The following is a 13,024-nucleotide window of genomic DNA, read 5'->3' as shown; positions in this document are numbered from 1 at the left end:
CGCTAGATGTCTTTTCAAAAAAGAACGGATTCCTTTAAACACATAATCAACTGTCCCCATTCAACATCTTAAGCATGTGATCCCTCAGTATTATTTAGATAACGACTCCTACTCCGCTAGCTTATTCTGTATAAAAATAATTTGACTTTCAAATAAATAGATGGTATACTAAACACTAGTAAATTAAAGGAGATTTTTTATGATTCAAGAAAAGAAAAAAGTTGCACCACTTGTGCTTGGAATTATTTCTATTATTGGTGGTATCCTCTTGCCTATCGTCGGTTTGATTTGTGGAATCATCGGCCTGGTATTCGCTTTTAACGGCAAGAAAAACTCTGATTTCGATTACAAATTAGAGCTAATCCTCAACATCATCGGCCTTGTCTTAGTTGTCGCAAATATGGTCATTACAATCTTTATTATCGTACCTGCTTTACAAAATTTATAAAACTGATAACAAAACAGACTGGAACGAAAGTTCTAGTCTGTTTTGTTTTTTACTCTATGTCAATCAAAAACAACGGCACTAAAAACCGCTGTTTTCATTATTTCTTACCCAATAATCGCTCCATTCGGAACTGAGCTATCAACCGTCAAAACAGTCAATTTGCCATCGTGTTCTGCAGAGAGAATCATCCCTTGGCTGATGTATTTTTTCATCATTTTACGTGGTTTGAGGTTGGCTACGATTTGGAGTTTTTTACCGACCAATTCTTGTTCGTTTGGATAGAATTTGGCAATTCCTGACAAGATTTGGCGGTGGTCAGCGTCGCCTGCGTCCAAGCGGAAGCGGAGCAATTTGTCCGACCCTTCGACTTTTTCAACTTCGATCACTTCAGCAACGCGAATTTCCACAGCGTCAAAGTCTTCAAACTTGATTTGGTCCTTACTTGAGGTCAATTCCACTTCTTCTGGCACCCACTCTTTTTCAACAGGCGCTTTGCCAGCATTCATTTGGTCCTTGATGTAGGCAATTTCTTTCTCCATATCTAGACGTGGGAAGATTGGTGTTCCTTTAGCAATCACTTTGATACCTGTTGGAAGTCCTGATAATTCAAGGGTTTCAAGGGCAAAGGCAGAGGCAAGTCCCAATTGTTCCATAATAGCATTTGAAGTTTCCATCATGAATGGTTGAATGAGATGCGCTACGACACGGAGGCTAGCTGCCAAGTGAGCCATTACCGCCGCCAATTTGTCGCGGTCAGGGTCAGCTTCATCTTTGGCAAGTACCCAAGGAGCTGTTTCATCAATGTACTTGTTGGTACGTGAAATGATTGTCCAAACCGCTTCAAGGGCACGTGGGTAATCAACAGCCTTCATTTGTTTGTGATAACCCGCAATGCTATCAGCTACAACTGCTGCTAAGTCTGCGTCAAATTCAGTTGCTGTCGCAAAGGCCGGAACCTCACCACCGAAGTATTTGTTAATCATAGCAACCGTACGGTTCAAAAGATTTCCAAGGTCATTAGCCAATTCATAGTTGATACGTCCAACGTAGTCTTCAGGTGTGAAGGTACCGTCTGAACCAACTGGCAATGAACGCATGAGGTAGTAACGCAATGGATCAAGACCGAAGCGTTCTACCAACATTTCTGGGTAGACCACGTTCCCTTTAGACTTAGACATTTTACCATCTTGCATGACAAACCAACCGTGAGCGACCAGGCGTGTTGGCAATGGCAAATCAAGGGCCATCAACATAATTGGCCAGTAGATGGAGTGGAAACGAAGGATGTCCTTACCAATCATGTGGATGACTTCACGAGACACATCATTGCCCCAGAATTTGTCCATGTGGTTTGGTAGGTCATTATTGTAACCAAGGGCAGTGATATAGTTAGAAAGGGCATCAATCCAAACGTAAACCACGTGTTTAGGGTCGTTAGGAACTTTAACCCCCCAAGTAAAGGTTGTACGAGAAACTGCCAAGTCTTCCAAACCTGGTTCGATAAAGTTTTTAAGCATTTCATTCATACGACCGTCTGGTTGAATGAACTCTGGATGCTCTGCATAGTAAGCCTTAAGGCGGTCAGCGTATTTGCTCATGCGGAAGAAATAAGACTCTTCAGACACTTTTTCCACTTCGTGACCTGATGGGGCAACCCCACCAATCATCCTGCCATTTTCATCACGGTAAATTTCTGCCAACTGGCTTTCTGTAAAGAATTCTTCATCAGAAACTGAGTACCAACCAGTGTATTCGCCAAGGTAAATGTCACCTTGATCAAGCAAACGTTGGAAAATTTTAGCAACGGCTGCTTCATGGTAATCATCTGTGGTACGGATAAATTGGTCATAAGAAATATCCAAAAGCTCCCACAATTCTTTAACGCCTTTGGCCATGCCATCAACGTATTCTTGTGGGGTGATACCAGCTTCTTCAGCCTTTTGTTGGATTTTTTGACCATGCTCATCAAGACCTGTCAAGTAATGCACATCATAGCCCATGAGCCGTTTGTAACGTGCTAAAACATCACAGGCAATAGTTGTGTAGGCAGACCCGATGTGCAATTTCCCTGATGGGTAGTAAATCGGTGTAGTAATATAAAAGTTTTTCTTATCTGTCATAATGACTCCTTTCGCGCAAATGAGACGCGTTATTCATCGGGAGATAGAGCAAGTACTATTCCCTAACTGAAACATTTTACCATATTTCCAGTGATTTTTATAGTCCACACCACAAGGTATCCGTAACAAACCAAGACAAACCTTCCCTACACTACCCTTGTAAAATTCCTATTTAGTGTTATAATTGTAAGGATTATACAATCTATTGTGGTTGTTTCAATCTTACCATTGAAACGCTCAACTATAACATCATATTCGGAGGTACATCACTATCGTGATAATACTAGCAGGCATGATCGGTGTGGGAAAAACAACCTACACATCTCGATTGGCTGAAGCATTGGGAACGGAAGCCTTTTTTGAACCAGTAGACAACAATCCTATTTTAGATAAATATTATGAAGAGCCAGATAAATACGGTTTTGCTTTACAAATTTATTTCTTAAACAAACGGTTTAAATCAATCAAAGAGGCCTATCTGGCAGATGACAATGTTTTGGACCGCTCTATCTACGAAGATGCTCTTTTCACCTATATCAATACCTTACAAGGAAATATTAGCCAAGAAGAATACAATCTCTACCTTGAATTATTGGATAATATGATGGAGGAAATCGACGGACTTCCTAAAAAAGCACCAGATTTGTTGATTTACCTCAATGGTAGCTTTGACCATATTATGAATAATATCAAAAAACGTGGACGTTCCTTCGAGCAACCAACTACTGAAAATGGACTAGAAGACTACTATCGACTCCTCCACTCTCATTATCAAGATTGGTATGACCGTTATGATTACAGCCCTAAAATGATGATTGATACCGATCATTTTGATGTCATGCAAGACACTGATTGGGAAAAAGTATTTGACTTGATTTCAGAAAAAATGAATGACGTACGCAAAGAAGCCTAATTTTCTAGGCTTCTTTTTTTGAAATCTGATAGGAATAAATCACCGGCACCAAGATCATCAGCGCAATACTTGGCAGAAAAATATAAGGAGTGAGGGTTGGAAATAGACAAGTCAGCAAGGACAGACTAGCGCAAACGACCCAAACTTTTCCTGCCATACGATGAGTGCGATTCCAGTTCTTCTCATCATTTAAGGTCCAAGGCAACTTGATTCCAACAGTGTAATTTTGACGAAGTTTTGGCAAGTAATTCCCTAAGATAATAAAGAGCAGACTGATAGAGCCAATAATCAGTTGACTAGGATTTTTCAGATAACCAAGTGCCACTAAAAAGGTGCTAACTTGGACCAACAGGGCTAGTAGAGGAAGCATCCAGTAAATAATCTTGGTTATTTTAGGACCGACATTACTTGATTTGGGACTGATTGCTGTAAAAACAATGGTAAAAATATGTAGTGCCAGCAAAATGAGAGGCAGGATAAATACCGCTTCAATCTTGCTCGAATAGCCATCTGCCTCTCCCGAAAATCCAAAATGTGTTGGAACTTGAGTCGGTAATTGTTTCCAGACCAAGAGTCCAAAAACGATTGGTAGGAGGCAAATAAGGGAAGTCAGTACTAATAATCTTTTATTGATTTTCATGAGAATCTCCTTTCAAATCAGAAATCCAGACCAGAATATCTTCCAAAACAGAGGTATTCAGCTCGTAATAAATAAAATTTTTCTCCCGTCTTTCCATAATCAAATCTGCTTGTTTGAGCAGTTTGAGATGATAGGAAATGGTCGACGCCGTCATATCGAATTGGCAGGCGATGTCTCCTGCTGACAGGTGTCCATTTTTCAATAAGGTTAAGATATCTCGGCGGACGGGATCTGATAATGCCTTAAACGTTTTTGCGAATGCCATGAATTGTCCTCCTATCTATTTTGAAATTCTTCTAAATAGATTATACTCCTTCTTTTTTAATCGTCAAGAACTATTTCGAAATTTTTCTAAATAGTTTTTCAATCACTCACGCTCGCACTCAATCCATATTTTTGGTAAAATATGTCCAGTATAGAAAAGGAGTTCCTATGAGTAGAAGCCAGCCTGTTATTTTGACCAATATGTGCCTTATCGAGGATGAAAATGGAAACGTAGTCGTCCAAGATCGACCTGCCGAGCTTTATAGCTGGCATGGGATTGCCTTTCCTGGTGGTCATATTGAAGGGGATGAATCCCTCCATGAAGCGGTCGTCCGTGAAGTCTATGAAGAAACAGGGCTAACCATTGAAAATCCTCGTCTGGTCGGTATGAAAAATTGGACAACTCGTGAGAACGAGCGCTACTTAGTCTTTCTCTACCGTACTAATCAATTCAGCGGGACACTTCGCTCTTCTGAAGAAGGTGAAGTCAAATGGCTCCCAAAATCTTCTCTCACCAAAGATAATACCGCAGGTGACCTTCTGACCATGCTGGAAGTCATGGAAAATCCTGACCTATCTGAACTCTACTATCGTGGACATCTAGACCACGGCTACCAGACCGAACTCCGTTAAATATCAAAAAAAAAATAAAGGAAAGATTATGAAACTCATTTCTTGGAACATCGATTCCCTCAACGCTGCTCTTACCAGCGATTCGCCACGCGCCCTCCTCTCACGCGCTGTTATTGATACACTTGTAGCTGAAAATGCAGATATTATCGCCATTCAAGAGACTAAACTCTCTGCCAAAGGGCCTACCAAAAAACACTTGGAAATCTTATCTGACTATTTCCCAAATCACGAGGTTGCTTGGCGTTCATCTGTAGAGCCAGCCCGCAAAGGCTATGCAGGTACCATGTTTCTCTACCGCAAGGAGTGGACACCTACTATCACTTTCCCTGAAATCGGTGCTCCTACTACCATGGATGCAGAGGGACGTATCATTACGCTGGAATTTGACAATTTCTTCGTCACACAAGTCTACACACCAAATGCTGGTGACGGCTTGAAACGCTTGGAAGACCGTCAAATTTGGGATGTCCAATACGCAGCTTACTTGGCAGAATTGGATGCCCAAAAACCTGTCCTCGCAACAGGTGACTACAACGTAGCCCACAAGGAAATCGACTTGGCAAACCCAAACAGTAATCGCCGTTCCCCAGGTTTTACCGACGAAGAACGAGCTGGCTTTACCCACCTCTTATCAAAAGGTTTTACCGATACCTTCCGCCACATGCACGGTGATATCTTGAATGCTTACAGCTGGTGGGCACAACGTAGCAAGACCTCAAAAATCAACAATACGGGCTGGAGAATCGACTACTGGTTGACCTCTGACCGCCTTGCTGACAAGATTACCAAGTCTGATATGATTGACTCTGGTGCTCGTCAAGACCACACACCGATTGTCTTAGAAATTGAATTATAAACAGATTCCCTATCTCATTGATAGGGAATTTTTCTTGTCAACCTCGTATCAACTATGTGATAAACTATAAAAAAGCTAACAATATTAGATGTAAAAGACTTTTGATAGACAAAAATGGCTTCTATGAGTACACTAATGATATCAAAAGGAGAAAAATATGAAACTTGGTCAGCAAATTGTCAACTACCGCAAATCACTACAACTCTCACAGGAAGAACTGGCTGAAAAAGTATATGTCAGTCGACAAAGTATTTCAAACTGGGAAAATGATAAAACCTATCCCGATATTCATAGTTTGCTACTCCTCAGTCAGATTTTTCAAGTGACTCTTGATACTCTTATAAAAGGAGATTTGGAAGAAATGAAAATCATCATCACTCATCAAGAACAAGACAGGCTCAGTCACGATACCTATTATATGTTGGCATTGATGATTATTTCCGCTCTTAGCGCCTTTCCGCTACTGCACTTTTTAGGTTGGTGGGGTTTCCTTCTCTGGGCTTTATTGCTCATTCCCCTATCTTTCTATGCCAATCGCATTGAAGCCTTTAAAAAGAAATATGATGTACAAACCTATAAAGAAATTGTCGCCATCTCCGAGGGACGAACCCTTGATACTATAGAAAAACGGGTAGAAAAGGCTAAATATCCCTATCAAAAACCACTCATTGTGCTAGCATTTTCTTTAGCTTGCGCCCTGTTAGCCATCATTAGTTCACTAATGGTGTTATGGCTTTTTCCATAAAAAGAGAGCTAGGCAACAAGTCTAGCTCCTTTATTGATGTTGATTGGAACATAAAACGTAGTGGTTAAAATCTCATTTATCTCACTCTCAACAATCCGAAAAATCATATAATTGCGGGTATTGGTGGCACTCTGGATTTTTAGGGTGACAGATAGCACGCCCAAAATAAATCATGGCTTGGTGAGCTGCCAACCATTTTTCAGGTGGAAGAACCGAACAGACATAGTCTTCCACTTCTCTCGGTGTCGCTGATTTTTTCACGATATCATGGTGCTTGCAAATCCGCTCCACATGGGTATCTACGGCAAAGGCTGGAATGCCAAATCCCACACTCATCACCACATTTGCCGTCTTACGCCCCACTCCTGCCAGACTCTCTAACTCTTTCCTCGTTTGTGGTACGACACCATCAAAGTCATCAACTAACTGCTGGGCGCATTTTTTCATAAATTTCGCCTTATTGCGATAGAGCCCCAAGCTTGCAATGTATTTTGCCAAATCAGCCTCACTAGCTTCCGCCATGGCTTGAGGCGTTGGATAAGCAGCAAATAGAGCTGGGGTAACCTTATTAACAGCAACATCTGTCGTTTGAGCCGACAAGAGAACTGCGATCACCAACTCAAAGTGGTTGCGAAAATCCAGACTTGGCTGAGCATCTGGAAAAAGGGCAATAATTTCTTCTAATACTTTTCTAGCACGCTTTTTTGATAAAACCATAGTTTCTCCTTTTCTCTATTATAACATGGCTGGCGCTAGAAAGACGGCGACAGGCTTGGACAAAAGAATTGACTTACCACCACTTTCATCATATAATACCTTATTACTCATTTGAAAAAGGAAATAATTCAAACAATGAATACACAAGAAAAATACAATCTCTTAGTAAATCGATTTGAAGCGGCAGCAAATCCTAAAGACGCAGAAGCCATGTCCGCTTACCTCCGTCATCAATTTTCCTTCTTCGGCGTCCGTACGCCTGCCCGCCGACTACTTTATAAGGATATTATCGCAGCAGATAAAAAGGCTAAATTCTTGGACTGGGACTTACTGGATTTGGCTTGGAATCTTCCTCATCGCGAGTTAGATTATTTTGTCTGTGACTATTTGAAATCCCAGCAAACACTTCTGACCTTCGATGATATTCCAAAGCTCCTCACCTACGCAACTAGTCACCAATGGTGGGATTCCATTGATAGCTTAGATAGGATTTTTGGTAATATCGTTGATGACCGCATTCGTGATCTCATGCTCGAGTTTGCTCAGTCAGAGGATTTCTGGCTCTGCCGCCTTGCTATTGACCACCAACTTGGTCGCAAAGAAAAGACCGATACAGACCTACTTGAAAAAATTATTCTTCTCAACCTTGGTAGTAAAGAATTTTTCATCAACAAGTCTATCGGTTGGGCCCTGCGCGATTATTCCAAAGTCAATCCCAACTGGGTGCGTACCTTCCTTCAGCAACACAAAGAAAAACTCGCCCCCTTATCTATCAAAGAAGCGAGCAAGTATATCTAAACTAGTCTGGGACAACTGTTTCAGATTCTTTTTTACCAAAGAGAGATGCGTTCTTTTGGTGGTAAGTACATGGCATCCCCTTTTTAATATCGTAGACTTCATAGAAGACATCCATATTTTTCAACTGCTGATTAACCCGCAAACTAGCTGGGGCATGTGAGTCAAATCTCTGCAAGTACTCCTGATTTTCTGGAGTTTGCTTAGCAGCGTAGGTCTTAGCATAACCTTCAAAGAAAGCAAGATCTGCCTTTCCATATGCCTCCAAAGCTACCGACAAACCACCTGCATCTGCAATATTTTCCTGTAAATACTGCTTGCCCTGCAACTGCTTTCCATTCAAGGTCAACTCATCCCATTGGTAGATAAATTCATAAGTCTTTTTCTGAAAGGCTTGATAATCTTCCAAACGCCACCAAATTCCAAATTTACCGTCCGCATTGTAATTGGCTCCCTGTGGATCAAAGGCATGCGTCATTTCATGACCAATAATACTTCCAAGGGCTCCGTAGTTGGTCCCTTTTTTAGCTTGACTATCAAAAAATGGTGCATTCAAAATATCCTCTGGCAGATAAATCATATTTCCTAAAGGACTATAGAATGCATTTACCATATAATTTGGCAGCAACGACTCACCACGATCAACTTTTTCTGAAAAATGCTGGCGCTGGTAAGTCAACTGCGCTTTATTAAGAGCAAAGTGATTTTCTAACGGACTAGCTGTCTCATCTACCTGCAAATCATTTTCCGAAAGAGTAGCTTGATCATGATAGCCAATAACAATTTTCAATTTATCTAATTTTTCAAGGGCTGCTGTTTTAGTTTGCTCAGACACCCAGCCATTCTTCTTCATCCGATCGATATGCACCTGACGGATGGCCTCTGCCATGTCCGAAACTGCCTGATCCGTTTGGTCAGACTGGTGTTGTTGACGATAATGATGACTGATACTTTTTGAAAAGGAGTCCTCCACCAAAGCCAAGGCCTGTTTCTTGACTGACGTCGTTGTTCTTGCCCCGTACTGCTTGAGAGAAGTTTACTGTACCAAATCACTTGCTTCTGGTGTCAAGTAATAAGCCATATCTCGAGCCTGTACAACCAACAACCAAGACTTGATGAGAGGAAAATTCTTTTCATTTAAAATCTGCTTAAGATTTGAAAAATAGACCGAATCATCAATATGAACCTTTTCCACTTGCTGAACAAAATGACGAGCAATCTCATCTAGGCGAAACGTATCATGCATTTTAGCCATGGCTGACCAGCTCTTTTCCTCTTCACCACTTGATAAGAACTTGAGTAGGATTTGGTCAAATTCCTGCCTGTCCTTTACCAATTATTGACTCTCTTGTTTTAAGTAACCATAGCTTTGAAGAAGTTCAACTGTTGACCTTTCATATGTAGACAGTAATTCTTTCTTACCTTTTTCATCCTCATAATAGGAAGCATCTTCTAAAATCAAGCTAGGCCCATGAAACTAGACTTTTTTCCCCTCTGGCGTCGAATAAAATGGCATGACCAAGCCCATTTCTAAGCGCTGGTTAGCTACCTTCTTCAAGTCCTCCAAGGACTGCAAATTTTCAATATCCTTCAAATAGGGCTTACCAGCCTCCATTCCAGATTTTTCCCGAGTCTTTTCATCCGCTAATTGATTGTAAAATTTAGCAGCTGACTCCATCGCTGGCTGATTGGTCGTCAATTTTCCCTCAGCGATGTCCTGCAAATCTTTAACCAATTCCTCATCGATACTCGCCTGCAATTCAGAAAAGCTAGAAATCTCAACATCATCTTTGGGAATCTCCGTTTTCTTCAACCAGTCATGATTAACAAACTTATAAAAATCCTTCTGAGGTAACGGAGACTGTTTCTGGTAGACATAGCCCCCTAAAGCAAGGGCAGCAAGAGTCACAAGACCACCAAGAGCAACTATGTTCTTCTTTTTCATAAAATAGTCTCCAATTTTTTAGTGACCATTCTACCAAAGTCTTCGTCCCAAATCAATACAAAAAACAAAGATTTCTCCCTGCTTTCAGTATGTTATAAATAAAACTAGTCTAAGCTTAACTCTTTATATTCTGTCCGATAGCCAATCTGCAAGACCTTGCCATCCTTGATCAGAATTGGTCGCTTAATCAGCATGCCATCGCTAGCTAATAGCGCCAACGCTTCGTCTACCGACAAACTGTCAAACTTGTCTTTGAGGCCTAATGCGCGGTAGCTATTTCCTGAAGTATTGAAGAACTTCTTCAGTTCCAAAGGTGAATTCTCCAAAAGACCACGTAATATTTCTACTTGAGGCGGATTGGTCTTAATATCAATGGCTTCAAATTCCAAATCCAATTGGGTTAACTCCTTCTTAGCCGCGCGACAAGTCGTGCATTTCGGATATTCATAAAATGTGTACATATTAGCTCCTTTTCTCGTGCTCCAATAACCAAGCCTTCCGTTCTACTCCACCGGCATAACCCGTCAAAGCCCCATCTGCTCCCAGCACACGGTGACAAGGGATAATCAGCGATAGAGGATTTTTCCCAACGGCTCCGCCAATGGCTTGCGCAGATTTGCAAGAAAGTTCCTCAGCCAGCTGACCGTAGGTCAGAGTTCTACCCGCAGGAATCCTTCGCAGACAAGCCCAAACTTTTTTCTGGAAATCCGTCCCGTGAATGGACAAGGTCACCTCAGGCAAATCCTGACCAGCAAAATAGGCTTGTAACCAAACTTTGGCTGCCACGATACTAGCCGTTTCCTGGAGAAAGATTTCTTCCTTTTCAAAACCTCGCAAGTCATACTTCTGACCAACAAAATAAAGACCACAAAGACCATTCTCATCTGTCAAAAGCCGTATTTCTCCAAGCGGAGACTGATAAAAATCTTGGTAATACATAAATTTAGCATAACGAAAATGGGACATAAAATCAAGTCAAAATCATCAAAGAGGGTGGGACAAAAATCGTAATCTCGCAGAAATCGATTTTGTCGTCCCACCTCCGCACAGTTGACTAGATTGTTCAAAATTGCTTGTCTAGCAAGGAATGAGAACATTCAGTCATCCACTGCATCAAACTGTTAAAATTATAGAAGTTTGAGAGCCTGAGACTTTTGTCCCAGGCTCTTCTCTACTATTTATCCTTCAATCAAGCGCACGCGCACAATGTTTTCAGATGTTTGAAATTTATCTACCAAACCTTGTACCTTTTCCTTATCACTTTCATCCAAATCAAGAAGAGTATAGGCATACTCACCCTTGGCACGATTAAGGATGTTCTCAATATTGATGCCCAATTCTGACACAGCCGTCGAAATCTTCGCCACAATATTTGGTACATTTTTGTTAATCAGGGTGATACGGTAAGGTGCATTGAGCGGTTGGTGCATATTGGGGAAGTTAACAGAGTTGGTAATTTCTCCTGTCTCCATAAACTGACGAATGGTTTTACCAGCCATAATAGCACAGTTGAGCTCTGCTTCTTCCGTTGAACCACCCACATGTGGAAAGACTGTAATCCCTGCTTTGTTGAGCAATTCTTCCGTTCCAAAGTCAGTAATGTAACGTTTGACCACACCTGTTTCAATGGCTTCAAAGAGGGCTTGATTGTCCACCAACTCTGCACGGGCAAAGTTAATAATCGTTGTTCCTTTTTGCATCAAGGCAAAAGCCTGCTCATTGAAGGTATGTTTGGTATCCGGTGTCAAGGGCACATGGACAGTAATATAGTCTGACTGACTGAAAATTTCCTTCAAGTCATTGACCCGTTTGACATGACTAGAGATATTCCAAGCTGTTTCAATAGATACATAGGGATCGTAGCCCAAGACATTCATTCCCAAACGGCGGGCATCGTTGGCAATACGAGCACCAATGGCACCAAGACCAATGACTCCCAGTGTTTTACCTGCAATCTCTGAGCCCGCAAATTGACTCTTACCTGCTTCGATTTGTTTTGGAACATCGTCGCCAGTCAGTGTATTAGCCCAAGCTGACGCTGACAAGTAATCACGCGCAGACAAAAGAAGAGCGGTAATAACAGCTTCTTTTACCGCATTGGCATTGGCTCCAGGTGTATTGAAGACAACAATTCCTGCTGCCGTTGCTTCTTCGATGGGAATATTATTTGTCCCCGCACCTGCACGCGCAATAGCTTTCAGATTTGACGGAAATTCTACACCATGTAGATTTTGACTACGGATGATATAGGCATCTGGATTATCTGCCTTGTCTCCGTCAATTTGAAAATGATTGCCCAATTCTTTGAGCCCAATTTGATTGATATTGTTATAAGTTTTAACGCTAAATACCATAAATTTCCTCGTTTATTCTTCTTCTGCAAAGGCTACTTCTTCTCCTCCGCGGAGCCAACGGTCGTTCTCAGACAATTCTTGATAGAGAGCAGTTTCTGCTTTTCTCTTGATTTTTTGATAAGCTAATCGCTCACCATCAATAGGAACTTTTCCACAGTACACAAAGCCTAATTTTTCCAGAATATGTTGCATGACCACATTTTTTTCATGGGTATCGCAACGAAAATCTGGCCCCTTATGCCCTTCAATCAGACCTTCTAAAAATGCTTGCGCCAGCTGTTGGCCCGTAAACTCCTTAGCAACCGCCACACGGTGGAAGGTCACATAGAGATAATTATCATGTTTCCACTTGCCATCGTAAATGGCTGTGTACTCAGCTTGGTTGCCTAGGTAAACAGCTGCATAGGCTGCAATTTCCCCATCTACAATCCCAACATAAGCACGATTTTCCAAGATGTCTTCAATCACAATCTCTGAATTTGGATAGCCATTTTGCCACTGGGGACTTCCTGCTGCTGCAAGAGTTTTCTTGGCATCTTCTAGAATATCCATGATTGGCTCAACTTCATTTGGATGAGCTAGTCGTATGTCCAT

17 protein-coding genes and 1 pseudogene are annotated in these 13,024 nt (G+C 41.5%); 6 read left to right on the top strand and 12 right to left on the bottom strand.

Features of this window, described 5'->3' with window-relative positions:
* Positions 1–199 precede the first annotated feature (199 nt).
* Positions 200–448 carry a hypothetical protein gene (locus ACHUFA_RS03585; protein ID WP_394404932.1) on the top strand — a complete coding sequence of 83 codons (249 nt, stop codon included), beginning with the start codon at positions 200–202 and terminating at the stop codon, positions 446–448.
* Positions 449–552: 104 nt separating this feature from the next.
* Here the strand turns inward: ACHUFA_RS03585 and metG are convergent, their stop codons facing one another.
* Positions 553–2,568 carry a methionine--tRNA ligase gene (metG, locus tag ACHUFA_RS03580; RefSeq protein WP_394404931.1) on the bottom strand — a complete coding sequence of 672 codons (2,016 nt, stop codon included), beginning with the start codon at positions 2,566–2,568 and terminating at the stop codon, positions 553–555.
* 274 nt (positions 2,569–2,842) lie between these two features.
* Here metG and ACHUFA_RS03575 point away from each other — a divergent pair, with 274 nt between their 5' ends.
* Positions 2,843–3,481: a deoxynucleoside kinase gene (locus tag ACHUFA_RS03575; RefSeq protein ID WP_394404930.1), complete on the top strand. Its 639-nt coding sequence runs from the start codon at positions 2,843–2,845 to the stop codon at positions 3,479–3,481.
* A gap of 4 nt (positions 3,482–3,485) precedes the next feature.
* Here the strand turns inward: ACHUFA_RS03575 and ACHUFA_RS03570 are convergent, their stop codons facing one another.
* Together ACHUFA_RS03570 and ACHUFA_RS03565 are read right to left on the bottom strand one after the other, a co-directional pair.
* A complete protein-coding gene (locus ACHUFA_RS03570) occupies positions 3,486–4,121 on the bottom strand; it encodes an SdpI family protein (RefSeq protein ID WP_222347376.1) in 636 nt (211 codons plus the stop codon).
* On the bottom strand, positions 4,108–4,386 hold the full coding sequence (locus tag ACHUFA_RS03565; RefSeq protein ID WP_222347375.1) for an autorepressor SdpR family transcription factor: 279 nt from the start codon (positions 4,384–4,386) through the stop codon (positions 4,108–4,110). The genes ACHUFA_RS03570 and ACHUFA_RS03565 overlap by 14 nt, the downstream gene beginning before the upstream one ends.
* A gap of 167 nt (positions 4,387–4,553) precedes the next feature.
* On the opposite strand from ACHUFA_RS03565, the gene ACHUFA_RS03560 reads away from it, so the two are divergent.
* From ACHUFA_RS03560 to ACHUFA_RS03550, 3 genes are all read left to right on the top strand, one after another.
* Positions 4,554–5,018, top strand: coding sequence for an 8-oxo-dGTP diphosphatase (locus ACHUFA_RS03560; protein ID WP_222347374.1), 465 nt, complete (start codon positions 4,554–4,556; stop codon positions 5,016–5,018).
* A gap of 28 nt (positions 5,019–5,046) precedes the next feature.
* Positions 5,047–5,874 carry an exodeoxyribonuclease III gene (locus ACHUFA_RS03555; RefSeq protein WP_222347373.1) on the top strand — a complete coding sequence of 276 codons (828 nt, stop codon included), beginning with the start codon at positions 5,047–5,049 and terminating at the stop codon, positions 5,872–5,874.
* Between the two features lie 157 nt (positions 5,875–6,031).
* Positions 6,032–6,619: a helix-turn-helix domain-containing protein gene (locus ACHUFA_RS03550; protein WP_394404929.1), complete on the top strand. Its 588-nt coding sequence runs from the start codon at positions 6,032–6,034 to the stop codon at positions 6,617–6,619.
* Positions 6,620–6,706: 87 nt separating this feature from the next.
* Here ACHUFA_RS03550 and nth read toward each other — a convergent pair whose 3' ends face one another.
* Complete coding sequence (gene nth / locus ACHUFA_RS03545) at positions 6,707–7,336, bottom strand: endonuclease III (protein WP_394404928.1); 630 nt, start codon at positions 7,334–7,336, stop codon at positions 6,707–6,709.
* A gap of 135 nt (positions 7,337–7,471) precedes the next feature.
* On the opposite strand from nth, the gene ACHUFA_RS03540 reads away from it, so the two are divergent.
* Positions 7,472–8,134 carry a DNA alkylation repair protein gene (locus ACHUFA_RS03540; RefSeq protein WP_222347370.1) on the top strand — a complete coding sequence of 221 codons (663 nt, stop codon included), beginning with the start codon at positions 7,472–7,474 and terminating at the stop codon, positions 8,132–8,134.
* Between the two features lies 1 nt (position 8,135).
* Here ACHUFA_RS03540 and ACHUFA_RS03535 read toward each other — a convergent pair whose 3' ends face one another.
* The 8 genes and pseudogenes from ACHUFA_RS03535 to ACHUFA_RS03500 form a co-directional block, all read right to left on the bottom strand.
* Positions 8,136–8,870, bottom strand: a complete 735-nt coding sequence (locus tag ACHUFA_RS03535) for a M13-type metalloendopeptidase (protein ID WP_394404969.1) — start codon at positions 8,868–8,870, stop codon at positions 8,136–8,138.
* 42 nt (positions 8,871–8,912) lie between these two features.
* Positions 8,913–9,119: pseudogene (locus ACHUFA_RS03530) on the bottom strand (hypothetical protein); the annotation flags it as partial.
* 48 nt (positions 9,120–9,167) lie between these two features.
* Positions 9,168–9,467 carry a hypothetical protein gene (locus ACHUFA_RS03525; protein ID WP_394404927.1) on the bottom strand — a complete coding sequence of 100 codons (300 nt, stop codon included), beginning with the start codon at positions 9,465–9,467 and terminating at the stop codon, positions 9,168–9,170.
* A gap of 141 nt (positions 9,468–9,608) precedes the next feature.
* A complete protein-coding gene (locus ACHUFA_RS03520; protein WP_222347368.1) occupies positions 9,609–10,076 on the bottom strand; it encodes a hypothetical protein in 468 nt (155 codons plus the stop codon).
* A gap of 104 nt (positions 10,077–10,180) precedes the next feature.
* The gene (locus tag ACHUFA_RS03515; protein WP_222347367.1) at positions 10,181–10,537 is read right to left on the bottom strand and encodes an arsenate reductase family protein; all 357 of its coding nucleotides are present in this window, start codon (positions 10,535–10,537) and stop codon (positions 10,181–10,183) included.
* Between the two features lies 1 nt (position 10,538).
* Positions 10,539–11,015, bottom strand: coding sequence for a methylated-DNA--[protein]-cysteine S-methyltransferase (locus ACHUFA_RS03510; RefSeq protein ID WP_394404926.1), 477 nt, complete (start codon positions 11,013–11,015; stop codon positions 10,539–10,541).
* Positions 11,016–11,254: 239 nt separating this feature from the next.
* Positions 11,255–12,430, bottom strand: a complete 1,176-nt coding sequence (locus tag ACHUFA_RS03505) for a 3-phosphoglycerate dehydrogenase family protein (RefSeq protein WP_394404925.1) — start codon at positions 12,428–12,430, stop codon at positions 11,255–11,257.
* Positions 12,431–12,442: 12 nt separating this feature from the next.
* Positions 12,443–13,024 (bottom strand): GNAT family N-acetyltransferase, encoded by a 582-nt coding sequence (locus ACHUFA_RS03500; protein WP_394404924.1) that lies wholly within the window; start codon positions 13,022–13,024, stop codon positions 12,443–12,445.

Source organism: Streptococcus hepaticus, from assembly GCF_043656315.1.
GTDB classification, from domain to species: domain Bacteria; phylum Bacillota; class Bacilli; order Lactobacillales; family Streptococcaceae; genus Streptococcus; species Streptococcus hepaticus.
This window is presented reverse-complemented; position numbering and strand designations above follow the sequence as displayed.

Coding starts and splice junctions, on each gene's coding strand:
- ACHUFA_RS03500 (WP_394404924.1), bottom strand. CDS start 13,024: ATGGACATACGACTAGCTCATCCAAATGAAGTTGAGCCAATCATGGAT.
- ACHUFA_RS03540 (WP_222347370.1), top strand. CDS start 7,472: ATGAATACACAAGAAAAATACAATCTCTTAGTAAATCGATTTGAAGCG.
- nth (WP_394404928.1), bottom strand. CDS start 7,336: ATGGTTTTATCAAAAAAGCGTGCTAGAAAAGTATTAGAAGAAATTATT.
- ACHUFA_RS03585 (WP_394404932.1), top strand. CDS start 200: ATGATTCAAGAAAAGAAAAAAGTTGCACCACTTGTGCTTGGAATTATT.
- ACHUFA_RS03550 (WP_394404929.1), top strand. CDS start 6,032: ATGAAACTTGGTCAGCAAATTGTCAACTACCGCAAATCACTACAACTC.
- ACHUFA_RS03570 (WP_222347376.1), bottom strand. CDS start 4,121: ATGAAAATCAATAAAAGATTATTAGTACTGACTTCCCTTATTTGCCTC.
- ACHUFA_RS03560 (WP_222347374.1), top strand. CDS start 4,554: ATGAGTAGAAGCCAGCCTGTTATTTTGACCAATATGTGCCTTATCGAG.
- ACHUFA_RS03565 (WP_222347375.1), bottom strand. CDS start 4,386: ATGGCATTCGCAAAAACGTTTAAGGCATTATCAGATCCCGTCCGCCGA.
- ACHUFA_RS03515 (WP_222347367.1), bottom strand. CDS start 10,537: ATGTACACATTTTATGAATATCCGAAATGCACGACTTGTCGCGCGGCT.
- ACHUFA_RS03510 (WP_394404926.1), bottom strand. CDS start 11,015: ATGTATTACCAAGATTTTTATCAGTCTCCGCTTGGAGAAATACGGCTT.
- ACHUFA_RS03520 (WP_222347368.1), bottom strand. CDS start 10,076: ATGAAAAAGAAGAACATAGTTGCTCTTGGTGGTCTTGTGACTCTTGCT.
- metG (WP_394404931.1), bottom strand. CDS start 2,568: ATGACAGATAAGAAAAACTTTTATATTACTACACCGATTTACTACCCA.
- ACHUFA_RS03505 (WP_394404925.1), bottom strand. CDS start 12,430: ATGGTATTTAGCGTTAAAACTTATAACAATATCAATCAAATTGGGCTC.
- ACHUFA_RS03555 (WP_222347373.1), top strand. CDS start 5,047: ATGAAACTCATTTCTTGGAACATCGATTCCCTCAACGCTGCTCTTACC.